General features: G+C 65.2%; 24 protein-coding genes. 18 read left to right on the plus strand and 6 right to left on the minus strand.

The genetic code is table 11. The features are described from left to right. Positions 1-3: 3 nt before the first annotated feature. From IGS58_RS16800 to IGS58_RS16830, 7 genes are all read left to right on the plus strand, one after another. Positions 4-1,158, plus strand: coding sequence for an acyl-CoA dehydrogenase family protein (locus tag IGS58_RS16800; protein ID WP_034782861.1), 1,155 nt, complete (start codon positions 4-6; stop codon positions 1,156-1,158). A gap of 11 nt (positions 1,159-1,169) precedes the next feature. Continuing rightward, positions 1,170-2,708: a class I adenylate-forming enzyme family protein gene (locus tag IGS58_RS16805; protein WP_230522094.1), complete on the plus strand. Its 1,539-nt coding sequence runs from the start codon at positions 1,170-1,172 to the stop codon at positions 2,706-2,708. Positions 2,709-2,768: 60 nt separating this feature from the next. Further along, entirely contained in the window at positions 2,769-3,935 is a 1,167-nt protein-coding gene (locus tag IGS58_RS16810) for an ABC transporter substrate-binding protein (RefSeq protein WP_034782864.1), read from the plus strand. Between the two features lie 104 nt (positions 3,936-4,039). Continuing rightward, positions 4,040-4,912 carry a branched-chain amino acid ABC transporter permease gene (locus IGS58_RS16815; RefSeq protein ID WP_034782865.1) on the plus strand — a complete coding sequence of 291 codons (873 nt, stop codon included), beginning with the start codon at positions 4,040-4,042 and terminating at the stop codon, positions 4,910-4,912. Further along, the gene (locus tag IGS58_RS16820; protein WP_230522095.1) at positions 4,909-5,871 is read left to right on the plus strand and encodes a branched-chain amino acid ABC transporter permease; all 963 of its coding nucleotides are present in this window, start codon (positions 4,909-4,911) and stop codon (positions 5,869-5,871) included. Before IGS58_RS16815 ends, IGS58_RS16820 begins: the two co-directional genes overlap by 4 nt. After that, positions 5,864-6,577: an ABC transporter ATP-binding protein gene (locus tag IGS58_RS16825; RefSeq protein ID WP_070259068.1), complete on the plus strand. Its 714-nt coding sequence runs from the start codon at positions 5,864-5,866 to the stop codon at positions 6,575-6,577. Before IGS58_RS16820 ends, IGS58_RS16825 begins: the two co-directional genes overlap by 8 nt. Further along, entirely contained in the window at positions 6,570-7,271 is a 702-nt protein-coding gene (locus IGS58_RS16830; RefSeq protein ID WP_070259070.1) for an ABC transporter ATP-binding protein, read from the plus strand. The genes IGS58_RS16825 and IGS58_RS16830 overlap by 8 nt, the downstream gene beginning before the upstream one ends. A gap of 40 nt (positions 7,272-7,311) precedes the next feature. On the opposite strand, the gene IGS58_RS16835 is transcribed toward IGS58_RS16830, so the two are convergent. Continuing rightward, positions 7,312-8,223: an HDOD domain-containing protein gene (locus IGS58_RS16835; RefSeq protein WP_167468649.1), complete on the minus strand. Its 912-nt coding sequence runs from the start codon at positions 8,221-8,223 to the stop codon at positions 7,312-7,314. A 239-nt stretch (positions 8,224-8,462) separates the two neighbouring features. On the opposite strand from IGS58_RS16835, the gene IGS58_RS16840 reads away from it, so the two are divergent. Beyond that, entirely contained in the window at positions 8,463-9,047 is a 585-nt protein-coding gene (locus IGS58_RS16840) for a DinB family protein (RefSeq protein ID WP_230522096.1), read from the plus strand. Position 9,048: 1 nt separating this feature from the next. Here IGS58_RS16840 and IGS58_RS16845 read toward each other — a convergent pair whose 3' ends face one another. After that, a complete protein-coding gene (locus IGS58_RS16845) occupies positions 9,049-9,441 on the minus strand; it encodes a VOC family protein (protein WP_230522097.1) in 393 nt (130 codons plus the stop codon). A gap of 79 nt (positions 9,442-9,520) precedes the next feature. On the opposite strand from IGS58_RS16845, the gene IGS58_RS16850 reads away from it, so the two are divergent. The 5 genes from IGS58_RS16850 to fghA all read left to right on the plus strand — a co-directional run bounded on the left by IGS58_RS16850 (position 9,521) and on the right by fghA (position 13,372). Next, positions 9,521-10,072: a GNAT family N-acetyltransferase gene (locus IGS58_RS16850; protein WP_230522098.1), complete on the plus strand. Its 552-nt coding sequence runs from the start codon at positions 9,521-9,523 to the stop codon at positions 10,070-10,072. 223 nt (positions 10,073-10,295) lie between these two features. Then, positions 10,296-10,967, plus strand: coding sequence for a signal peptidase I (gene lepB / locus IGS58_RS16855; RefSeq protein WP_230522099.1), 672 nt, complete (start codon positions 10,296-10,298; stop codon positions 10,965-10,967). Positions 10,968-11,015: 48 nt separating this feature from the next. Beyond that, positions 11,016-11,879 (plus strand): NAD-dependent protein deacetylase, encoded by an 864-nt coding sequence (locus IGS58_RS16860; protein ID WP_230522100.1) that lies wholly within the window; start codon positions 11,016-11,018, stop codon positions 11,877-11,879. After that, positions 11,879-12,433 carry a hypothetical protein gene (locus IGS58_RS16865; RefSeq protein WP_230522101.1) on the plus strand — a complete coding sequence of 185 codons (555 nt, stop codon included), beginning with the start codon at positions 11,879-11,881 and terminating at the stop codon, positions 12,431-12,433. Before IGS58_RS16860 ends, IGS58_RS16865 begins: the two co-directional genes overlap by 1 nt. Before the next feature lie 72 nt (positions 12,434-12,505). Further along, the gene (fghA, locus tag IGS58_RS16870; RefSeq protein WP_329958000.1) at positions 12,506-13,372 is read left to right on the plus strand and encodes an S-formylglutathione hydrolase; all 867 of its coding nucleotides are present in this window, start codon (positions 12,506-12,508) and stop codon (positions 13,370-13,372) included. Between the two features lie 9 nt (positions 13,373-13,381). Here the strand turns inward: fghA and IGS58_RS16875 are convergent, their stop codons facing one another. From IGS58_RS16875 to IGS58_RS16890, 4 genes are all read right to left on the minus strand, one after another. Further along, positions 13,382-14,047 (minus strand): dienelactone hydrolase family protein, encoded by a 666-nt coding sequence (locus tag IGS58_RS16875; protein ID WP_052140159.1) that lies wholly within the window; start codon positions 14,045-14,047, stop codon positions 13,382-13,384. A 185-nt stretch (positions 14,048-14,232) separates the two neighbouring features. Next, positions 14,233-16,551 (minus strand): xanthine dehydrogenase family protein molybdopterin-binding subunit, encoded by a 2,319-nt coding sequence (locus IGS58_RS16880; RefSeq protein ID WP_230522102.1) that lies wholly within the window; start codon positions 16,549-16,551, stop codon positions 14,233-14,235. After that, the gene (locus tag IGS58_RS16885; protein WP_070259091.1) at positions 16,544-17,011 is read right to left on the minus strand and encodes a (2Fe-2S)-binding protein; all 468 of its coding nucleotides are present in this window, start codon (positions 17,009-17,011) and stop codon (positions 16,544-16,546) included. The genes IGS58_RS16880 and IGS58_RS16885 overlap by 8 nt, the downstream gene beginning before the upstream one ends. 24 nt (positions 17,012-17,035) lie before the next feature. Next, positions 17,036-18,334 carry a cytochrome c gene (locus tag IGS58_RS16890; RefSeq protein WP_211547398.1) on the minus strand — a complete coding sequence of 433 codons (1,299 nt, stop codon included), beginning with the start codon at positions 18,332-18,334 and terminating at the stop codon, positions 17,036-17,038. Between the two features lie 207 nt (positions 18,335-18,541). On the opposite strand from IGS58_RS16890, the gene IGS58_RS16895 reads away from it, so the two are divergent. From IGS58_RS16895 to IGS58_RS16915, 5 genes are all read left to right on the plus strand, one after another. After that, positions 18,542-20,194 carry a Na+/H+ antiporter gene (locus IGS58_RS16895; protein ID WP_034782883.1) on the plus strand — a complete coding sequence of 551 codons (1,653 nt, stop codon included), beginning with the start codon at positions 18,542-18,544 and terminating at the stop codon, positions 20,192-20,194. A gap of 194 nt (positions 20,195-20,388) precedes the next feature. Beyond that, the gene (locus IGS58_RS16900; protein WP_230522103.1) at positions 20,389-20,976 is read left to right on the plus strand and encodes a YfiR family protein; all 588 of its coding nucleotides are present in this window, start codon (positions 20,389-20,391) and stop codon (positions 20,974-20,976) included. Beyond that, positions 20,973-22,244 (plus strand): diguanylate cyclase domain-containing protein, encoded by a 1,272-nt coding sequence (locus IGS58_RS16905; RefSeq protein ID WP_034782885.1) that lies wholly within the window; start codon positions 20,973-20,975, stop codon positions 22,242-22,244. The genes IGS58_RS16900 and IGS58_RS16905 overlap by 4 nt, the downstream gene beginning before the upstream one ends. Before the next feature lie 16 nt (positions 22,245-22,260). Beyond that, on the plus strand, positions 22,261-22,764 hold the full coding sequence (locus tag IGS58_RS16910) for an OmpA family protein (RefSeq protein WP_034782886.1): 504 nt from the start codon (positions 22,261-22,263) through the stop codon (positions 22,762-22,764). Beyond that, a complete protein-coding gene (locus IGS58_RS16915) occupies positions 22,761-23,264 on the plus strand; it encodes a gluconokinase (RefSeq protein ID WP_230522104.1) in 504 nt (167 codons plus the stop codon). The genes IGS58_RS16910 and IGS58_RS16915 overlap by 4 nt, the downstream gene beginning before the upstream one ends. Position 23,265: the final 1 nt, after the last annotated feature.

Genomic DNA, 23,265 nt, shown 5'->3' on the forward strand with positions numbered 1-23,265 from the left:
CCGATGATACGCGACGAAGAAACCCTGAACATCCTGCTCGACAGCATCGCCCGTTTCGTGCGCGAAGTACTGGTGCCGAACGAGGCGCTGGTGGCCGAAACGGACACCATCCCGCCCGCCATCGTGGCGCAGATGCGCGAACTGGGCCTGTTCGGCCTGTCGATCCCGGAAGCCTACGGCGGCCTGGAACTGAGCATGGAAGAGGAAGTCAGGGTCGCTTTCGAAATCGCCCGCACCTCGCCCGCCTTCCGCTCGCTGATCGGCACGAACAACGGCATCGGTTCGCAAGGCATCGTTATCGACGGTACGGAAGCGCAAAAACAATACTATCTGCCCAAGCTGGCGGCGGGCGAGATCATCGGCTCGTTCGCCCTGACGGAAGCGGGATCGGGCTCCGACGCGGCGTCCCTGCGCACGACGGCCGTGCGCGACGGCGACTTCTATATCCTCAACGGCAGCAAACGCTATATCACCAACGCGCCCGAAGCGAGCATTTTTACCGTCATGGCCCGCACGGATCCCGTCAAGCGGGGCGCCTCGGCGATTTCCGCCTTCATCGTGGAAAAGGACACGCCCGGCCTCTCGCTGGGCAAGATTGATAAGAAAATGGGCCAGCAAGGCGCACATACCTGCGACGTCATCTTTGAAAATTGCCGTGTGCCGGCCGCGAACATCATCGGCGGCAAGGAAGGCGTGGGCTTCAAGACGGCCATGAAGGTGCTCGACAAGGGCCGCCTGCACATCGCCGCCGTCTGCGTGGGCGCGGCCGAGCGCATGCTGGCCGACGCCCTCGCGTATGCGATGGAGCGCCAGCAGTTCGGCCAGCCCATCGCGGAATTCCAGCTGATCCAGGCCATGCTGGCCGACAGCAAGGCGGAGATTTACGCGGCGCGCAGCATGGTGCTCGACGCGGCGCGCCGGCGCGACAACAAGGAAGACATTTCGACGGAAGCATCGTGCTGCAAGCTGTTCGCCTCCGAAATGTGCGGCAGGGTCGCTGACCGCTCCGTGCAGATCCACGGCGGCGCCGGCTACATCAGCGAATACGCGGCCGAGCGTTTCTACCGCGATGTGCGCCTGTTCCGCATCTATGAAGGCACGACGCAGATCCAGCAGATCGTCATCGCCCGCAACATGATCAAGGCAGCGCAAAAGTGAAGGAGGCCGCGATGGACATCCCCACCCTGCTGGCCGGCTTGCCGGCGCGCCTGTCGGCCATCCCCGCCTACTGGGCCGCGCGCGCGCCGGATGCGCCGGCGCTGCATGAAGCTGGCCGCAGCTGGACCTACGCGCAGTTGCAGCACAGTGTGGAAAGTGCAGCGCAGCTGCTGCGCAACCTCGACGTGCGCGCCGGCGACCGCCTGATGGTGGTGGGAGAAAATGGCGCGCTGCAGGTGGCGCTGATTTTTGCTGCCGCCGGCATCGATGCGTGGATCGTCAACGTCAATGCGCGCCTGTCGGCGCGCGAGATCGATACCATCGCCGCACACAGTTCCGCGCGGCGCGTGCTGTTCCTGGCCGGCGCCTCGCCGGAAGCGGCCGCGCATGCGGCGCGGCGCGGCGCCTGCCCTGTCACCGTCGATGGCATGGGCGAGCTGCTGGCCGGCGAATTGAACGACGCCGCCACCGCGGAAGACACGGTCCCCGGCAATGAACAGGTGGCCGCGCTGATCTACACGACGGGCACGACAGGCCAGTCAAAAGGCGTGATGCTCACGCACCGCAACCTGCTGTTCATCGCCGCCGTCTCCAGCACATTGCGGGGCCTGACGCGCAGCGACCGCGCGTATGGCGTGCTGCCGATTTCGCACGTGTACGGCCTGGCCTCGGTAGCACTGGGCACCCTGTATGCGGGCGCCGCGCTGTATCTGGTGCCGCGCTTTTCCGTCGATGGCCTGCTCTCGGCCCTGAAGGACGACGGCTTGACTATCGTGCAGGGCGTGCCCGCCATGTACGCCAAGCTGCTGCAAACCCTGGGCGGCGCCGATACGCCGCTGCCCACGCGGCTGCGCTTTGCGTATGCGGGCGGCTCGCCGCTGGCGCCATCGCTCAAGCGCGACGTGGAAAAGCTGCTGGGTACCGCGCTGCACAATGGCTACGGCATGACGGAAAGCGCGCCCACCATCAGCCAGACCCGCCTGGAAGCGCCGCGCCGCGACGATTCCGTCGGCATGCCGATCCCGGGCGTGGAAGTGCGCGTGGTGGACCTGGCCGGTACGGATGTGACGCCGGGCGAGCCGGGAGAATTGTGGATACGCGGACCGAACATCATGGCCGGCTATTACCGCGAACCGGCCATGACGGCGGCCACCATGCGCGACGGCGGCTGGCTCAATACGGGCGACATGGCGCGCCAGGAAGCGGACGGCGCGCTGTTCATTGTCGGACGCACCAAGGAATTGATCATCCGCTCCGGCTTCAATGTGTATCCGCTGGAAGTGGAAACGGCGCTGAACGCCCACCCTTCCGTGGTGCAGTCGGCCGTAGTGGGGCGCACTGTGGCCGATGGCAACGAGGACGTCATCGCCTACGTGGAACTGGACCCGCGCCAGCCCGCCAGCGTGGCAGAATTGCAGGCATGGCTGGCACAGACCCTGTCGCCGTACAAGTGCCCATCCGCCATCATCGTCATGGAAGCGCTGCCAGCGGCCGCCACGGGCAAGATTTTAAAGGGGCAGCTGCGGCAAATGGCGCAGAATGCACGATAAGTTGACCATGCTGTACCAGACCCGACAATAAAACCAAGCCACATCACCGGAGGAGACACGATGAAACGCACCTATACACGCATCGCCATGGCAGCGCTGGTTGCCAGCGCCTGGATGGCACAGGCCAGCGCCGACGAATTTCTAGTCGGCGCGGAAATCCCGCTGACGGGCAACCTGGCGCGGGTCGGCGCCGGCATGCAGGAAGGGATCATGGTCGCGGCCGAAGTCTTCAACAAGACCAACGGCAAGCACACCATCAAGATCATCACCGTCGACGACGAATCGGCGCCCGCCAAGGCCATCGCCGCCGTGGAAAAGCTGGCCAGCCAGGGCGTGGTGGCCATCACGGGCGGCTATGGCTCGAACAATATCTCGCCCGCCTCGGACACGGCGAATAAACTGGGCCTCGTCTACATCACCTCGGGCGGCGTGGACGACAGCCTGGTGTCCAGCGGGCGCAAGAATTTTTTCCGCATCAATAACACGGCCGGCTACGAAAAAGCCATGCTGGGCCTGCTGCAGGATGTGGGCGCCAAGTCCGTCTCCATCGTGTATTCGACCAAGGACGCCACCACGGGCCTGGCGAAAGACGTGGAAAAGGCCCTGGCCGCCAAGGGCGTGAAAGTGACGACACACTCGTTCGACCCGGCCATTACCGACTTCAAGCCAATCATCAACAAGATCAAGCTGCAGGATAAATCGGAAGTGGTGGCCATGGTCGGCTACGAAAACGATTACGTGGGCATCATCCGCGCCGCCCGCGTCCTGAAGCCGAAGATCAAGGCCATGGTGGGCGTGTGGTCGCTGGCCACGCCGAAAATGGCGGCCGACTTCCCCGACCTGATGCCGAACGTGTTCGGCACGGCCCTGCTGCCCTTCCCCACGGAATTCAAGACGGCCGACGGCAAGGCCTTCAGCGACGCCTACAAGCAGCTGTACAAGAAGGAGCCCGACTACCTGGGCCAGTTCGGCTATGTGCAATCGATGCTGCTGTTCGAAGCCATCGCGCGCGCGGCCGACAAGGGCACGCTCAAGAAAGGCGGCGTGGCCGAGGAAATGCGCAAGACGGACCGTGAAACCCTGATCGGCCGGGTGCAGTTCGCCGCCAATGGCGACAACCAGAATTTCGTGCACCGCATGGCGCAGCACCAGGACAAGAAAGTGGTGATCGTCTGGCCGAAGGAACACGCCACGGGCAAGCTGGCCTATCCAGCCCTGCCCTGGTAGGCAGCCTCCCGCTGCACACGCGCACGCCTGCCGGGCGTGCACCGATGAACGGCGGCCCTGGTGCATCTTCGCGATGCGCCAGGAAAGCCTGACGGGATGACGACATGACAGAATTAATCTTGCAAGCCTTGTATTCTGGCTTGCTGCAGGGCGGCTCCTACGCCCTGATCGCACTGGGACTGGCGCTGGTCTTCGGCACCATGAAAGTGATCAACCTGGCGCACGGCGAGCTGGTGCTGCTGGCCGCCTACATCGCCTACAGCGTGGAATCCGGCCTGGGCCTGGGGCCCATGTTCGCCATTCCCATCGCGCTGGTGATCGTCAGCCTCACATCCGTGGGCGTGTACCTGATCGTCAGCCGCATCAAGAAAGACCGCGAAATCAATTCGCTGATCCTCACCTATGGCATCGGCGTCATCCTCACCAATTTCATCCTGCTCGTATGGAAGGCGGACATCCGCTCGACCTCGTCGAGCTGGCTGCAGGAAGGCATCGAGATCGGTCCGTTTTTCAGCATGCGCAGCGAAGTGATCTTCTTTGGCGTCAGCCTGGTGCTGATGGCGGCCCTGTGGCGCTGGCTGTCCACCAGCTGGTATGGCCGCGCCGTGCGCGCCGTCTCCAGCAACCGCGACGCGGCCAAGCTGATGGGCATCGACCCGGGCCGCACGGAACTGGTTTCCTTTTTAGTCGCCGGCATCCTGGCCGCGTTTGCCGGCGTCGCCCTGTTCAGCTATGGCGTGATCCAGCCCGCCTACGGCGGCGCGCTGACGGTGAAAGCCTTCATCATTACGGTCCTCGCCGGCATCGGCTCGATACCCGGCGTGCTGATCGCCGCCGTGCTGCTGGGCGTGGCCGAAGCGCTGACCGTCACCCTGGCCAGCTCCGCGTTGCAGGAATTGTCCGGCATGGTGCTGTTCCTGCTGGTGCTGTTCATCATGCCGAACGGCCTGTTCGGCGCACAACGGAGGCGCGGATGAGCCGTACTTCACTGATGTCCACGGCGGGCCTGCTGCTGGCCGCCTATATCGCCGTGCCGCTGGCCCTGGGCGGCAACCAGTATGTGATGAGCATGGTGGTTGCGGCCCTGATCATCGGCGGCGTGGCCATGTCCTGGGCCCTGCTGGGCAATTTGGGCGGCATGGTCAGCTTCGGCCATGCGGCCTTCTTCGGCGTGGGCGCGTATGTCTCCGCCCTCGCTACCGTGAAACTGGGCTTGCCCGTGTTTGCCGCCATGCTGCTGGGCGGCGCGGGGGCAGCCATCGCCGCCGTCATCATGCTGCCCGTGCTGCGCCTGCGCGGGCCGTATTTTGCGCTGGCCATCCTCGCCTACGCCCACATCTTCCGCATCCTGGCCACGGAATGGAGTTCCGTGACGGGCGGCGCCGGCGGCATCAACAACATCCCGACCTTGCCCACCGTCTTCGGTTTTGATTTGGCCAGCAAGACGGGCGCCTACCTGGTGGTACTGACCCTGGTGGTGTGCTGCGCGTTTGCCTACAGCCGCATCCGCGCCAGCCACTACGGCATCGCCCTGCGCGCCATGCACGACAGCGAAGACGCCACGCGCGTCGTCGGCGTCAACAGCACCTTGCTGAAAGGCGCCATGCTGCTCGTGTCGGCCTTCATGGCAGGCCTGTTCGGCGCCTTCAACGCCCACTACATCAACTTCCTGGAGCCGGACTACGCCTTCAACAGCCTGTGGGTGACGTTGCCGATCGTGGCGGCCATCTTCGGCGGCTACCGCACCATCCTCGGCCCCGTGCTGGGCGCCGTGGTGGTCTACCTGGTCGACCAGCTGATTTTCAAATCGCTGATTCCCACTGGCCACCAGCTGGTGCTGGGCGTGCTGCTGGTGGCGATGATCGTCTTCAGTCCGAACGGCCTGCTGCCGCTGCTACGCAAGGCGTTCAAAGCGAAGGAGAAACAACATGCTTGAACTCGATAATGTCTGCGTGCGCTTCGGCGGCCTGACGGCCGTCGATTCCGTCACCCTGAACGTGGGCAGCCACGACGTGATCGGCCTGGTGGGCGCGAATGGCGCCGGCAAGACCACCCTGTTCAACGCGATCTCCGGCCTGGTGCGCCCCACCAGCGGCAGCATCCGCTTCGAGGGGCGCGACATCATGGCCACGCCCATGTACCAGCGCGCCCGCCTGGGACTGGGCCGCACCTTCCAGATTCCGCAACCCATGCATGAATTGACGGTGCGCGAAAACCTCATCGTGGCGCAGCGCTTCGGCACCGGCAAGGTGGACATGCGCAAGATCGATGAAATCCTCGACTTCACCAGCCTGGCGGACAAGGCCGGGCGCGACGCGGCCAGCGAACTGGCGCTGACGGAACTCAAGGCGCTGGAAGTGGCCAAGGCGCTGGCCACCAATCCAAAGCTGCTGCTGCTCGACGAAGTGCTGGCCGGCCTGGAAACGAACGGCAAGCGCCGCTTCATGGGCATGCTGAAGGACTTGCACGCGGCCTTTGGCGTGGGCATCGTCATGATCGAGCACGACATCGAAACCATCAGCAATCTGTGCCAGCGCGTGGCCGTGCTCAATTTTGGCCAGCTGATCGCCGACGGCACGCCCGATGCCGTGTTCCGCGATCCGGCCGTCATCGAAAGCTACACGGGAGCCGCGCATGCTTAACATAGAGAATCTGCGCGCCGGCTATGGCGCCATCAATGTGCTGTGGGATGTGTCGCTGTCGATCCAGAAGGGCAAGCTGACCACCATCATCGGCCCGAACGGGGCCGGCAAGACCACCCTGCTGCGCGCCATCATGGGTTTGCTGCCCGTGGGCGCGGGAAGCATCGCGCTCGATGGCGTGGCCATCAACGGCACGCCCACGTGGAAGATGAGCGACGCGAGGGTCACCATGATCCCCGAGGGCCGCATGACATTTCGCGACATGAGCGTGGAAGAAAACCTGATCATGGGCGCGTTTCCGAAAGAGCACCGCAGCCACATGCCGGCGCGCCTGGCCGAAGCCTACGCCATGTTCCCGCGCCTGCACGAGCGGCGCAAGCAGCTGGCCGGTTCATTATCCGGCGGCGAGGCGCAGATGCTGGCGATGGCGCGGGGCTTGATGTCGGATCCGTCGCTATTGATCATCGACGAACCGTCGCTGGGCCTGGCGCCGCTGGTGGTCAACGAGCTGTTCGAGATCCTCGCGCGCCTGAACGACGGCCGGCGCACCATCATCCTCGTCGAGCAGAACACGGCGCGCGCCGTGGGCGTGGCCGATCACGTCTACCTGATGCAAAGCGGCAAAGTAGCGCTGTCGCAGGCGGCTTCCGAGGTCGACCTCGATCACCTGCACGAACTCTATTTTGCGCGCTGAGCGATATCCGCCGCATGCCCATCGTGACGGCCTGCGGCCGTCACTCCTCGTCGTCCTCGTCGGCCAGCTTGTCGAACACCTGCAGCTCGGCCTTGCTCAATCCCGTCATCACGAAGGGATCGTCGGCAGGAAAGCGGCCAGTATCGACCAGCATGCGCAGCTTGCTCAAGCGATCTCCCAGCGCCAGCGCTCGCGCCTGCGGATCGGCATCGGCATCGACGCCGGCATGCCCGATCGCGCGGGTCACGGACTCGGGAAACTCCCATAACTCGGCGATCCGTACCGACAGGATGCGCGCTTGCGCAAACACCTGGGCAATGAAGGCATCCGATTGCGGAAAGGCATCGGGCGCATGCATCTGGTCGATCAGCCGGAACGCCACCACCAGGCCGACATTGGCCATCAGTCCCGCCAGATAGGCGTCGAAGGCGTTGGCCTGCATGGCGGGCGCGACCAGGTTGGCCGCCAGCGCGCATTTCTCGGACTGGCGCCAGATCAGCGGCGCCGTGCGTATGGTCAGGCCGCCGCTCTGCATGCTGACGATGGGACGGAAGGCGACGCGGGCGAGCAGCATGCGCATGCCGTTTTGCCCCAGCAGCATGATGGCGCCTTCCATGTTGTTGATCGACGGGCTGGCGTTGTAGCGCGAATGGTAGCGTGGCCGGTTCGCTTCGCGGTAGACCTCGGCGACCAGCAGCACGTCCTGGGCCAGTTGGCGCGACAGCTCGGCCGCGCTCATGTTTTCATTTTGCAAGGTACGCATCAACTGCGGAATGATGGCCGGAATGCGCGGCACCAGCGCGGCGCCGGCGACCGGTTCACTGGCCAGGCGCGTCAATTCATCCAGCATCTGCTGTTCGGCCTGCTTTGTCGCCTGCGTCGCACCCGCGGCCGCCAGCCAGCGGTAGTAGATGGCATCGATTTCGGTGATGGTGGCTGGCTGCCGTGCCATCTCGGGTGCCGCCCCTGCCGTGGCTGGCGCGAGCTTGTTTTTTCCGTCGCCGCCGTTCAGTAATTTTCCTATCCAACCCATTGCTATTCCAGCCTTATATGCATCACTATCGCGACATCCGCTGCGCGATTTTACTTGATGACAGCCGTGCCAGTGCGGCGGGCGTGGCCGGCTTGGTCCACCTGCCGCAAAGTGCTACAGTGGCGCTCGCGCAGGTCCCCCTCTTTGCAAGGTACATCATGAACAATCTGCTGGCCCAGTACGTCACCAGCCAGGCCCACAACAACGCCTGGGCCAACCACCGCCTGCTGAAAGCCTGCGGCGAACTGAGCCAGGCCGAATTCCAGGCCACGCGCGTCAGCTTTTTCCCCACCATCCAGTCCACCCTGAACCACATTCTCACGTGCGACTGGTTTTACCTCGATGCGCTCGAACGCGAGCTGCGCGACGAAGCGCCCCATCCCGACTGCTATGTCTTCTTTGAACAGGATGAGCCATTTACCGACTGCGCCACGCTGCAGGCGGCACAGCATGCAGCCGATGCGCGCCTGATCGCCCATTGCCGCAGGCTGTGCGACGCGGACCTGGCGCGGCCCGTGACGATCCTGCGCGACACGCCGCAAGTCGACACGCGCCAGCGCATGCTGGCGCATCTGTTCCAGCACCAGATCCACCACCGGGGGCAAGTGCACGCCATGCTGGCCGGCACGCGCATCGCGCCGCCGCAGCTCGACGAATTCTATTGCGCCGGCGAAGCGGACGAGCGGGCGCAGGATTTTGCGGAGCTGGGCTGGACAGAGGAAGATATCTGGGGCCAGCGCTGAACTATTCCTCGGCGTGGCAGCAGACGCACAGCTTGTTGCCGTCGAGGTCGCGGAAATAGGCGCCATAGTAATGGGCGTGGTAGTGGGTCCGCAAGCCGGGCGGCCCTTCGCACGCGGCGCCCAGCGCCAGCGCGGCCCGGTGGCAGCGGTCCACCTGGGCGCGGCTGGCCGCCAGCAGGGCCGTCATCTGTCCATTGCCGGGCGCGGCCGGCAAGCCGTCATGCGGCGCCGTCAGCACGAACAAGGGACGCGGCGCATCGTGCGCCATCCAGCCTGCCCATGGCTTGACGGGGTCATGAAATTTCTCGATCAAACCGAGTTCTCCCAGCAGCGCCGTGTAGAAGGCGTAGGCGCGGGGAAAGTCGTTGGTTCCCAGGCAGATATGGGACAGCATGCTGCTCCTTCATGAATTCAGATGTGCGGCGAAATGCGCCAGCTGATTATAATGGCGCATCGCTTTCCGACACGCTCCCATGCCAGACCTCGACCGCCTTCAGCTACACCCGCCGGCCAGCAGCGACCTTCCCGCTTTGCTGGCCTTCGAACTGGAAAACCGCGCGTATTTTGAAAACTGGGTCACGGCGCGCGCGCCATCCTACTACCACCCGGAAGCCATCGCCGCCGCCATCGAGCAGGCGCAGCGCGAGCGCCAGCAAGACCTCGCTTACCAGTACCTGGCAAAACTGGACGGGCAAATCATCGGCCGGGTCAATCTGACGGCCGTCACGCGCCCCTATTTCAACAAGGCAACGCTCGGCTACCGCATCGGCGAACGGTTCGGCGGACGCGGCTACGCCACGCGCGTGGTCGCCCTGCTGCTGGAGGAAGCGTTCGGCACACTGGAACTGTGGCGCCTGGAAGCGACGGCGCGGCCGCAAAACCTGGGCTCGGTCGCCGTCATGCAGCGTAACGGCTTTCACCAGTATGGCCGCTCGGAAAAAGCCATGCGCTTCCAGGATGTCTGGTCGGACCTGCTGTATTTTGAACGGCGCAACACGCAAACCATGGATGACGGCGCTCGGTGAGCTGTGGGATGGCATGCACGACAAGTGCCGGCATCGCGGAAGCCGGCGTAGTGATGCGTGCACGCAACAGCGGTACGCCATCCCCGCCATTCACCTGCGCATTGGTGCCCGCATTGGCGCCATTTAAGACTGGCTTCAGCCTCGCCGTGCATCGTGAATAGGTCGCCAGCAGCAATGGCGCCTCCCTTCACCATCACGGGCACAGCCCAGCGAAAGAGCCGACATGAGCACATGGATGCGCGCAAACAAAGGTTTTTTGATGTTCCTCCTGCTGTTCGGCGTGTTCCGCACGGCCGTGGCGGACTGGAATCCGATACCGTCGGCGTCCATGCGCCCCAACCTGCTCGAAGGCGACGTGGTCTTCGTCAACCGCCTGGCCTTCAACCTGAAAGTGCCGCTCACCGATATCGTGCTGCAGCGCCTGGCCGAACCGCAGCGGGGCGACATCGTCACCTTTTCTTCGCCAAAAGACGGCACGCGCCTGATCAAGCGCATCATCGCCCTGCCCGGCGACACGGTGGAAATGCGCAATGAGCAGCTGGTCATCAATGGCCTGCCTGCCCAGTACACGGCGCTCGACACGGCGCCTGAAACCATCGCCCACGTGGGCCAGCTGACGGCCCAGCGCATCAGCGAACGCAACCAAACCGAGCAGCACCGCATCCAGGTCTTGCCGCAAATCGCTGGCGCGCGGCGCAGCTTTGCCCCCGTGACGGTGCCGGCCGACCATTTCCTCATGCTGGGCGATAACCGCGACAACAGCGCCGACTCGCGCTATTTCGGCTTCGTGCCCCGTGCATTGCTGATCGGCAAGGCCGAGCGCATCCTCGTCTCGGCCAATATCGAGGAACATTGGCAGCCGCGGCTGCAGCGTTTCGGCATGAAACTGGAGTAAGTATCGCCCTTGCAACGGCGTCCTGCTTTTCGGTTAGCATGGCGCATCATGCAAAATTTTTCCTTCGCCAGCCAGCAGCCAGCCAGCAGCCACCACGCCCTCGATCAGCTGGCGCAGTTCCTGCAGCGCCATCCCGACGTGCTGCTGCTGACGGGCGCCGGCATCAGCACGGCGTCCGGCATTCCCGACTACCGCGACATGGAGGGCGTGCGGCGCGGCAACGCGCCCGTGCAAGGTCCCGATTTTCGCCGCCAGGAAGCCGTGCGCCGCCGCTACTGGGCGCGCAGCATGGTGGGCTGGCCGACCCTGGCGCGGGCCGTGCCGAATCCCGGTCACCTGGCCATCGCGCAACTGGCGCAGCGCCGGAGAATAGGCGGCCTGGTCACGCAAAACGTGGATGGCCTGCATCAGCAAGCCGGCAGCGCGGCCGTCACGGAGTTGCACGGCAGCATACATGGCGTCGTGTGCCTCGATTGCCATACCCGCCACACGCGCCGCCTGATCCAGGATCAGCTCGAACGCGACAATCCGCAGCTGCTGGGCGCCACGGCCACGCCGGCGCCCGATGGCGATGCCTTGCTGGAACCAATGCAGCTGGCCACCTTCCACGTGCCCGCCTGCCCCCGCTGCGGCGGCACCCTGCAGCCTGACGTGGTGTTTTTCGGCGATGGCGTGCCTGCCGCCTGCGCGGCCGAAGCCGAGCGCAAGATGATGGCAGCTGGCGCCCTGCTGGTGGTAGGTTCATCCGTCATGGTGTATTCGAGCTTTCGCCTGTGCCGCATGGCGGCCGAAACAGGCAAGCCCGTGGCCGCCATCAACCTGGGCAAGACGCGCGCCGACCATTTACTGGCATTCAAGACCGAAGCGCCGGCACAGGACATCCTGCCGCTGGTTGCGGCCATGCTCGATTGATGCCGCCCCCGCCGCTGCCACGGGAATCGGCACGCATGCTGGCCGGTGCCGGCATCGCCGTGCTGCTGCATGTGCTGCTTTGGCAAGTGCTGCGTTCAAACCACCTGCCGGCGCCACCGTTGCTGCCACAGCGCAGCACCCAACTGCTGTTGCTGGCCCCCGTGACGCCGCCCGCGCAACCCCTGCCGCCAGCAATCTCAAAAATCCAGGCACGGCCCCGGCATACGGTAGCCATCACGCCCGTGCCGGTGTCCGCAGCAATGCCCGCACCTGCTGCCGATGGCGACGTGGCAGCCGCATTGCCGCCTCCCGCTGCGCTCGACCTTGACGCCTTGAAACACCAGGCCAGGGAAGCGGCGCGTCAGACTGGCCCATCCATCGCCGGGCCAGCACTGACGTCCAGCGACAGGACGGCGCAAGCCATCGCCAGCGCCGCGCGGCCCAAGTGCGACAACGATTACAAGCCGCGGCTAGGCAATGTGGAATTCGCCGGCCTGGCCAAGCTGCCCTTCCTGCTGAAAGGCGCGACGGGCGACAGCGGCTGCAAGTGGTGACGCGTGCTTGCCGCTCTGCTATTCCAGCCGCCTGCCACTCTGGCTATACTGTGAGATTAACGAGGAGAATTCATGCTGGAACTGTTGAGTGAACACGCCTGTTTTGGCGGCGTACAACGCTTTTATCGCCACGACGCGCAAGCCATCGGCTTGCCCATGCGTTTCTCGGCCTTCATTCCCGACACGGCGCCAGGCGCCACGGTCAGCACCAAGCGCCCCGCCCTGTTTTACCTTGCCGGCCTGACCTGCACGGAAGAAACCTTCATGATCAAGGGCGGCGCGCAGCGCGTGGCGGCAGAAGAAGGACTGATCCTGATCGCGCCCGACACCAGCCCCCGTGGCGCGAACATCGCGGGCGAGAGCGAATCCTGGGATTTCGGCGTGGGCGCGGGCTTTTACGTGGACGCCACCGAGGCGCCGTGGAGCAGCCACTACCGCATGTACAGCTACATCCTGGAATTGCGCGCCCTGCTGGAACAGGAACTGGCGATCGATGCGCAACGCACGGGCATCTTCGGCCATTCGATGGGCGGCCATGGCGCGCTGGTGCTGGCCTTGCGCAATCCTGCGCTGTTCCGCTCCGTCTCCGCCTTCGCCCCCATCGCCGCACCGAGCCAATGTCCGTGGGGCAAGAAAGCGTTTACGGGCTACCTGGGCAGCGATGCAGCCAGCTGGCAGCAGTACGACGCCAGCGCGCTGATGCGCGGCCGGCAAGGCCAGCCAGCATCATTTCCCGAAGGTATCTTGATCGACCAGGGCCTGGCCGACAAGTTCCTGCCCGAGCAACTGTACCCCGACGTCTTCGAAGCGGCGTGCCGCGACGCCGACCAGCCTTTGCAGCTGCGCCGCCATGCCGGCTATGACCACGGCTATTACTTCATCGCCAGCTTCATGGAAGAGCATCTGCGCTTCCATGCGAAGAACCTGCGCGCCGCCTGATCTGCCGCGCTACTGCGACGTGCTGGTATGCCCGTTGAAATGGCGCGTGTACCAGTCCGTGGCCAGCAAGGCCGCCTGGTGGCGCGTGTCGGGGCCGCCGGGTGCGGCAATCTGTTCCAGTTGTTTGTCGCAGCGCAAAGTGGCGAACGCCATGCGGTTCAGGCCAGCCACGTCGGGATCGCGCCCGCCCACAATCAGCAACGATGGCACGCGCACATTTTCCAGCGCCGCCTTGCCCGCCATTTCCACCTGGCCATCGCACACGGCCAGCGCGGCGATTTCCGCGCTGCGCCAGGCCGCCAGCTGCATCACGACGGCCGCGCTGGTGCCATAGCCATACAGGCCGCAGGGCAAGCGCCGCGTGGACGCGTCCATCTGCAGCCAGCCCAGGGCTTTTTCCAGCTGGCGCGCCAGCAGCACGATATCGCTGCGCACGAAATAGGCGTGGCCATTGCTGCCGCCGCCAGGCCCGACGCCGCCCTGGTCGAAGCGCAGGGTGGCGATGCCCGCTCGCAAGAAATCTTGGGAAGTGGCGTGGCTGGAGGCGCCCAGGTAGTCGCTGTCGGCGCCTGCGCCGTGGGCAAACAGGACGATACCGACCGGCCGCTCGGGCATTTCAAGCACGCCATCCAGTTGAAGTTCATCGGCCGTAATGCTGACAAATTGTTCTTGCATGGTTGCCTCCGCAATCGAGCTGGGATCAAGCTAACGCTGAAGTCGAGCTGTGCGCTGATTTTACGCTGATCTTGCCGGGACGGGCACAGCCTGCATACCCGGGGCGGCTAACCTCAGTGTAGCAGCCCGCAGCCATTCCTGCGCAGCCGTTCGCGCACCGCCGCCAGGAAAGCAGGATGACAGGACTACACGGCGCCGTGCCGGTCCAGCCCCTTCAGCACGGCTTCCGGGCGGATCGGCAAATGCCGCACGCGCGAGGCCACGGCGGCAAAGATGGCGTTGCCAATGGCGGGCGCCACGGCCGTCGTGGGCGGTTCGCCCATGCCCGTCGAAGTTGCCGTGCTGGCAACAAATTCAATGTCGAGCTCGGGCACGTCGGCCATGCGCAAGGGCGTATAGGTATTCAGGTTGGTGTCCTTCACTTCGCCATTCAGGAAGGCCGTGCCTTCATGCAAGGCCATGCTCACGCCCCACAGGGCGCCCCCTTCCGCCTGCGCCAGCGCGCCATCGGGGTCGACGATGCTGCCCGCGTCAATCACCATGAACAATTTTTCGACTTTCACCATGCAAGTGCTGCGGTCCACCTTGACCCGCGCGACGCAGGCCGTCCAGGTGGGCATGTCGCGTTCCTGGCCGAACGTGGCGGCGATGCCCAGGCCCGTGTCGGGCGGCATGGCCTTGCCCCAGCCGGCCTTGTCCGCCACCCGCTGCAGCACGTGGGCCAGGCGCGCGGCGCCGCCGACGGCGTTCGGCGCGCTGCCCGCGTTGCGCCCCGTGCCCTGCAGCAAGGACAAACGGAACGCCAGCGGATCGACCTTGGCCGCCTGCGCCGCCTCATCCATGAAACTTTCCACGGCCCAATTCGTCCAGCCGGGCCCCACGGAGCGCAGCCAGCCGGGGCGGAAACTGCTATTGGCCAGATCGTTCGACACGGCCCGCACGCGCTGCGCACCGACCGTGTACCAGTGGTCGGCGCCGGCGATGGCGAACGGGTCATACGGATGGCCCTGCTTATCCTTGGCCAGGAAGGCGGGAATCATGGCTTGCGTGGGCCAGCCCGCGCTCGCTTCGTGCACCATCGCCGACACCTTGCCGGCGTCGTCGAAGGCCATGCGCACATGCTGCACGGATGGTGAACGGGGCGAATCGAAACGGGCATCGTCGGCCCGCGTGCAAATCATCTTGACGGGGCGCCCCACGGCTTGCGCGGCCAGCGCGGCCGGCACGCAATAATCGCCATTCAGGCGCCGCCCGAAGCCGCCACCCAGCAGATAGGTGTGCAGCATGACATTGCTCTCAGGCACCGTCAACGCTTGCGCCAGCACGGGCAGGATCAACGATTGCCACTGGTTGCCCGCATGAATGTGCCAGACGCCGTCGATTTCCTGCGCCACGGCATTCACGGGTTCCAGCTGAAAATGCAGCACGGTGCTGGTCGTGTAGTGGCGTTCCAGCTGCAGGCTGGCATCGTTGAACGCTTGCTCCACGCCATCATCATCGACCACGCGGGCGCCCAGGCTGGCATCGGCCAGCTGCTTGGTCCCATAGTTGAGGATATCCTGCTCCGCCACGTGGGCTGCCGCGCCGGCCCGCCATTTCACTTGCACGAGCTCGGCCGCGCGCATGGCGGCCGCATACGTTTCAGCCACCACCATGACCCAGCCGGGCACCGTGCCGCTGGGATCCTGCAAGGCAAACGAACGCAGGTAGCCCTTGACCTTTTTCGCGGCCGTATCATCGATGGACACCACTTTCGAGCCATAGCGCGTGGGCGGGATCTTCGGGCGCGCAAACAGCATGCCCTCGACTTCCGCATCGATGCCGTACACGGCCGTGCCATTGATCTTCGCGGGGATGTCCAGCGCCTGCACCTGCTGGCCGATCAGGCTGCGCTGCTGCGGCGTTTTCAGCACGATGGCCTTCAATTGCTCGGGCGTATACTGGCGCGCCAGCTTGCCACGGCGCACGATGTCGCCATAGCTGATCGAGCGCCCCCGGCCATGCACGACGCCCAGTCTGGCGTGGCAGGCGGACACGGGCACGCGCAGCAGGCGCGCGCCTTCCTCGACGAGCGCGAGGCGCCCGGCCGCGCCGGCACGGCTGAGCGGGTCGAAATTCTGCCAGACGGACCAGCTGCCGCCCGTCACCATCAAACCCCATTTCGGGTCCGTATCCACGTAATGCAGGCGCACCTTGCTCCAATCCGCTTCCAGCTCCTCGGCGACGATGCGCGCCAGGGCCGTGCCGATGTGCTGGCCCATTTCCGCCTTGGCGATGTTGACGGTGACGATGCCGTCGCGGCCGATCTGGAACCAGATGCCGGGATCGAACACGGGCGCGATGCCTTGTTTTGGCGGCACGGGCGCCGCCTTGCCGGCGGCCAGGGAGCTGTCGGCGCGCAAGAAAGCCAGGGTAAAACCCGTGCCGGCGGCGGCGATCAGGAAACCGCGCCGGCTCAGCGGGCTGGGACAGGCACTGGTAGTTTCTTTTGGCAACTTAAACACCGGGCGCCTCCTGCATGCCGGCCGCCAGCTTGATTGCCTTGCGAATGCGCACATATGCCATGCAGCGGCACAGATTACCGCTCATGACGGCATCAATATTCGCATCCGTCGGCTGCGGATAGTCTTTCAACAGGGTGGCTGCCTGCATGATCTGGCCCGACTGGCAATAGCCGCACTGGGGCGCCTGCGTGGCGAGCCACGCCCGCTGCAGCGGGTGCGTGCCGTCTGGCGAGAGGCCTTCGATGGTGGTGATGGCGCAGCCGGCCACGGCGGCAATCGGCGTGATGCAGGAGCGCATGGCGCGGCCATCCACGTGCACGGTGCAGGCGCCGCACATGCCGATGCCGCAGCCAAACTTCGTGCCTTTTAAGCGGGCTTCGTCGCGCAGCACCCACAGCAGCGGCGTCTCGGCGTCGGCCTCGGTGCCGAAGGGTTGGCCATTCACGGTAATGTTATACATAAATATTTAAGAAACTTTCAAGAATTACTTGCCGGCGCGCGCGCGCCCCACGGCCGCTTCCAGGTTCGTCCAGGCCGGCTGATGGCTGCGGCTGCGGCGCAAATAGGCGGCCAGCTGGGCCACGTCGTTGTCCGTCAGCGAGGCGGCAAAGCCGGGCATCAGCACGCCGGGCATGGCTGCATCCTTGCTGATGCCGTGCAATATCACCTGGATCAGGTTGGCGGGATCGGGCGCGCTGACGGCGCTGTTCAGGCTTAGTTCCGGACGCAAGGCTGCGGGCTGGCCATCGCTGTTCGAGTGGCACGACGCGCAGGCGGCCACGTACAGGCTGGCGCCACGGTCATTGTCGACCAGGCTGACCCTCTGCGAGCGGGCGATGCCGGCCTTTACCACGGTATCGGTATCCACCTGGCGTTGCTCTGCCCCGGCCACGCCGGCAAAATACGTTGCCAGCGCGCGGATATCGCTGTCGGGCGAGGCGCCCATGCCTTCATGCACGACGGCCGACATGGGTCCTGCCGCCACGCCGTGCAGGGCCGTCGCCCCCGTGCGCAGGAAGGCGTACAGCTCGTCTTGCGTCCATGGCAAGGGTGCCGTGTTGGCGCTGGTCAAGGCCGGCGCATACCAGTGGTCGATGGGCGCGCCCAGATAGGACGAACCGGCAAGCTCGGCGCCCAGCGCATTGCGCGGCGTGTGGCAGGCGGCGCAATGGGCCAGGCCTTCGGCCAGATAGCGGCCCCGGTTCCAGTCCAGTCCTTGCGCAGGATCAAGCTGGAAAGTCGCTGGCTTGAAAAACAGCAGCTTCCAGCCCGCCTGCAAGGGGCGCAGGTTCAGGGGAAACGGCACGCTGTTGGCGGGCGCCACCGCATACACGGGCGGGCGCGTCATGACATACGCGTACAAGGCCGTCAGGTCCGTATCCGAAACGAGGTTGAAATGGGTGTACGGAAAGACAGGATACAAATGGGCGCCATCGCGGCCCACGCCTTCGCGCATGGCCCGCTGGAAGGCGGCCAGCGACCAGCGGCCGATGCCCGTTTGCCTGTCGGGCGTGATATTCGTCGCGTAGATCGTGCCGAACGGCGTGGCCAGGCCGTGGCCGCCCGCGTAATCGGCGCCGCCCTTGGCCGTATGGCAGGCGGCGCAATTGCCCATGCCGGCCAGGATGCGGCCCCGTTCCACCACTTGCGGGGAAAATGCCGTGGCGGCAGGCGGATCGATGGGCGCCAGCGCAGGGCGCCAGTAATACAGATACGCGGCCAGGGCCGCCACGATGAGCAATGCCAGCGACAGCAGCAGTCCGGTGAAAATTTTCTTGAGCAAAACAGGAACCAGTGAAAAGTAAAGGCCAGGGTAAAAGCAAAGATATCAAGCAAGGCGGCCAGCCGCCGGCCAACGGCGGCGGCAGCAGGGCCACAGTGACAATCTTACCGCGATTGTGACTTGTTGTATGTACGCAATGACACGCAGGCGGTGCCTACAGGCGGGCCGCGCCTTATAATCAGCGTTTCAGCACGCCGCCGCTCCTTCATGCATACCGTTACCATCATCCTCATCCTCGTTCTGACCGTCGTCCTGTGCGGCTTTCTCGCCCGCTCGCGCTGGGTCAAGCTGCCGCTGCCCTTGATCCAGATCGCCGGCGGCACGGGATTGGCCGTGTTTGGCGTGCAAGTGCCGCTCGATCCCGACATTTTCTTCCTGCTCTTCATCCCGCCACTGCTGTTTCTCGATGGCTGGCGCATCCCCAAGGGCGCCTTCTTTTCCGACGCCCGTTCGATCCTGATGCTGGCCATCGGCCTGGTGCTGTTTACCGTGCTGGGCATGGGCTTTTTCATCGACTGGCTGATCCCCAGCGTGCCGCTGGCCGTCGCCTTCGCGCTGGGCGCCATCCTCTCGCCGACGGACCCCGTGGCCGTGTCGGCGATCGCCGCCGGCAACCCGATCCCGCCGCGCCTGATGCACATCCTGGAAGGCGAATCCCTGCTCAACGACGCGTCGGGCCTCGTCTGCTTCACGTTTGCCGTAGGCGCCATGATGACGGGCGGCTTTTCCATCGGTGCCGCCTCGCTGAGTTTCCTGCAGGAAGCGGGCGGCGGCATCATCATCGGCCTGGCCATCTCGTGGGGCGTGGGCCTGGCGAATAAATGGCTGGTGAGCAAGGTCGGCGAAGAGCCGGGCCTGCAAATCCTCATCAGCATCCTGATCCCGTTCGCCGCCTACCTGGGCGCCGAGCAAATCCACGGTTCCGGCATCCTGGCCGCCGCCACGGCGGGCGTGTCCATGCATTACGCCGACCTGATCGGCCGTCCGCTGGCCGCCACGCGCACCCAGCGCAAGGCGGTGTGGGATACCGTGCAACTGGTCTTGAATGGCGTGATCTTCGTCATGCTGGGCGCGCAGCTGCCCACCACCGTTGCCGGCTTGCCGGCCGCCTCCGCCGAAATCGGCGCCGGCAGCGCCTGGAAACTGCCGCTGTTCGTCATCGCCATCACGGTGGGACTGACCTTCATGCGCTTCCTGTGGGTCTTCATTTCCATGAAACTGACCCTGTTCAAGCACCACAAGAAAATGGCGGGCGAACCGAAGGACGCGGCGTTGCTGGCGCGCCCCAGCCTGCGCCTGCTGCTGGTGGCGTCGTTCGCGGGCGTGCGCGGTGCGCTGACCCTGGCCGGCATTCTGACCCTGCCCTTGTTCTTGCCCGACGGCACGCGCTTTCCCGCGCGCGACCTCGTCATCTTCCTGGCCATGGGCGTGATTTTATTGTCGCTGCTGCTGGCCAGCGTCACCTTGCCCTTGCTGACCAAGGGCCTCGTGTTCGCGCCGCCCGCGCGCCGTTCGACGGAAGAGCGCAATGCCCGCGCCGCTGCCGCCGAAGCGGCCATCGCGCGGCTGGAAAAAGTGTGCGAAGGCATCGACAAAAATGACAAGCAGCAAGTCGTCACGGAGGCGGCCAACCGCCTGATCGAAGCCTACCGGCGCCGCCTCGCGTATGGCGAAAGCAGCAACGACGAAGCGATGCGGCTGCAGGAACTGGCCAAGGCCGAACGGGCGCTGCGCCTGGAAGCGCTGAATGCGGAGCGGGATGAACTGTTCCGCCGACGCATCTCGGGCGAACTGGACGACACCATCCATTTGCGCCTGCTGCGCGAAATCGACTTGCTGGAAGCGACACTGGAAGAATAGCAACACTTTGGCACGCCACGGCAGTGTTGACAAGTAATTCTCATGGTAAAGAATGCAAGTTTTCACATTCGTGTTTATAATGCAAGGTTTATGGCGTAGCGCCGTGATTTACTTTCAACAGGGACTTCCGTAGAGTCTGTGTTGCTGAGTAACTAGTTGAATAGCAACCCGACCTGCATAAAGACACCGACGCCGTGCCCTCCTTCCCTCGCCACCGGCAGCGCTCCGCGCCGCCCGCCCTGCTCGTCGTGCTGCTGGCCGCGCTGCTGGCATCATTGCTGGCCTGCACGGCGCTGGCCCCGTGTGCGTGGGCGCAAACGGGCGCGGCGGTGGACGCCAGGCGTCCCGCCGAGGTGGCCCAGGTCCTGTTTGGCATCATCAGCTATGTGCGCTGGCCCGTGGCGCGCCAGGAAGTGCGCGTCTGCATGCTCGGTGCGCCCCGTTACGGCGCGGCCATCGTCGACACGCCCGCTTCCAGCCTGGGCCAGCGCATCCGCGTGAAAATTCCGGCGGCAGCCGCCGCTGTCAGCGAATGCGACGTCATCTACCTGGGCAGCCTGCCCGAGGGCGAACGCGAGCATCTGCTGGCGCAGATCATCGGCAAGCCGATTTTATCGGTGGCCGAACCCGGCACGTCCTGCGCCGTGGGCACCATGTTCTGCCTGCGCCTCGCCGAGGCGCAGATCGGTTTTGACGTCAACCTCGACGCCATCGCCCGCAGCGGCCTGCGCGTGCATCCGAACGCCTTGCAAATTGCACGTCGCAAGGGACCGCCGCCATGAGCGCCCGGATGAGCAACAAGCCTGCCCGCCGGCCCCGCCCGACGCTCGACAGCGTGCTGCGGCGCGCCCACCTGAGCGTGTCGCTGATCGCCGTGCTGGCGGCTGGCCTGACCCTGACAGCCGTGGCGCTGCTGGCCCTGCGCGTGTATTCGGACCAGAACCTGCGCCTGGTGGCCCGCTCGATGAGCTACACGGTGGAAGGGGCCGTCGTCTTTGGCGATTCCATGGCCGCCAAGGAAGCGCTGGCCTTGATCGGCGTCAATGAAGACATCGACCAGGCGCAGGTGAGCGACACGGCCGGCAACGTGCTGGCCCGCTGGGAACGGGGCGAACACGGCACGCGCTACTACATCGAACGCGCGCTGACGGGCTGGATGCTGCCCGATTCGCTGACCTTCCCCATCACGCGCAACGAACAGGCCATCGGCAGCATCAAGCTGGTGCCGCACAGCCGCAGCCTGCTGCCCTTCCTGCTCAGCGGCCTGACCTGCCTGCTCGCCTGCCTGGTGCTCAGCCTCGTCGTCGCCGTGCGCCTGTCGCGCAGCATGGAAACGGAGATCACGTCGCCCCTGCGCCACCTGGCGGAAACGGCCCACCGCGTGCGGCGCGACCGCTCGTTCGAACTGCGCGTGCCGCCGGCCAATATTGCCGAGCTGAACCAGATCAATGACGACTTCAACGCCCTGCTCGACGAACTGGAAGCATGGCAAAGCCATCTGCAAAAGGAAAACGCCTCGCTGTCGCACCGCGCCAACCACGACAGCCTGACGGGCCTGTCCAACCGCGCCTTCATGGAAGCGGAGCTGGAACGCGCCATCCTCGAAGCGCGGGTCGGCAATGGCAAGGTGGCCGTGCTGTTCCTCGACAGCGACCGTTTCAAATATATCAACGACACCTTCGGCCATGCCTCGGGCGACCGCGTGCTGGTGACGATCGCCGCGCGCATCAAGCAGCAATTGCGCGAGGGCGACCTGGTGGCGCGCCTGGGCGGCGACGAATTCGCCATCCTGCTCAAGCCGCTGCGCAACAGCAGCGACGCCATGCACATCGCCGACAACATCATCGCCGCCATGGCGCAAGCCATTGAGCTGCCCACCGGCAATAGCATCGTCAGCTCGCTGACCATCGGCGTGGCCGTCTTCCCCGATCACGCCATCGACGCCGTTTCGCTGGTCGGCGCGGCGGACGAAGCCATGTACCGCGCCAAGCAGGCGCAGCGCGGCACGCGCCAGGTGGCGCGCCTGCCGCAACCCCATACCCACCCCTGAATCAAGGAGCAATACCATGCAATCCATCTACAAGCAATTACGCCGCGTCTTCCTCGGCTTGTTCATGCTGGGCCTGCTGGCCGCCTGCCAGAGCACGCCAGAGAAAAAACCGCTGTTCAATGCCGAGCAAGTGGCCACCTTGAAGGAGCAAGGCTTCAACCAGACCGAAGAAGGCTGGGAGCTGAGCTTTACCGACAAGCTGCTGTTCGATTTCGGCGCTTCCAGCCTGACGGCGCCGAGCCGGGCCGCCATCCAGAAAATCAGCGCCGCCCTGCTGAAAGTGGGCATCACGCACATGCGCGTGGAAGGCCATACGGACAACGAAGGTGCCGAAGTGCTGAACAACAAACTGTCGCTGGCGCGCGCCAACGTGGTGGCCGATGCGATGGGCGTGGCCGGCATTCCACGCGGCAATATCACCGTCAAGGGCCTGGGCATGAGCAAGCCGGTCGCCTCGAACGCCAGCAAGGCCGGCAAGGCGGAAAACCGCCGCGTCACCGTCATCGTCTCGGCCCCATGAGGACAGGCGCGCCCGCCCGCTGGGTCGTGATGGGCGTGTCCGGCTGCGGCAAGAGCGCCGTCGGCAGCCTGCTGGCCAGCACGCTGGGCGTGCCGTATGTGGAAGGCGACGACGTGCATTCCCCGGAAAACGTGGCCAAGATGGCGGCCGGCATCCCGCTCGACGACGCCGACCGTGCCGGCTGGCTGGCCGCCCTGCGCGAGCGCATCGCCACGGCCAGCGCGCAAGGCGACGGCCTCGTCGTTTCCTGCTCGGCCCTGAAGCGCGCCTACCGCGACGTGCTGCGCGAGGGCGACCCGGCCCTGCGCTTTGTCCACCTGGACGGCCCGCGCGCCGTGCTGGAAAGCCGCTTGCAGCGCCCCGGCCATTTCATGCCGGCCAGCCTGCTCGACAGCCAGCTGGCCACGCTGCAACCGCTGCAGGCGGACGAGGCCGGCATCGTGCTCGACATCCGCCAGCCGCTGGCCGTGCTGGTCGGACAGATCCTGCAAACGCCCTGAC

Origin of the sequence: Janthinobacterium sp. EB271-G4-7A, from assembly GCF_020858075.1 — a bacterium.
Taxonomy (GTDB): Bacteria; Pseudomonadota; Gammaproteobacteria; order Burkholderiales; family Burkholderiaceae_D; genus Janthinobacterium; species Janthinobacterium lividum.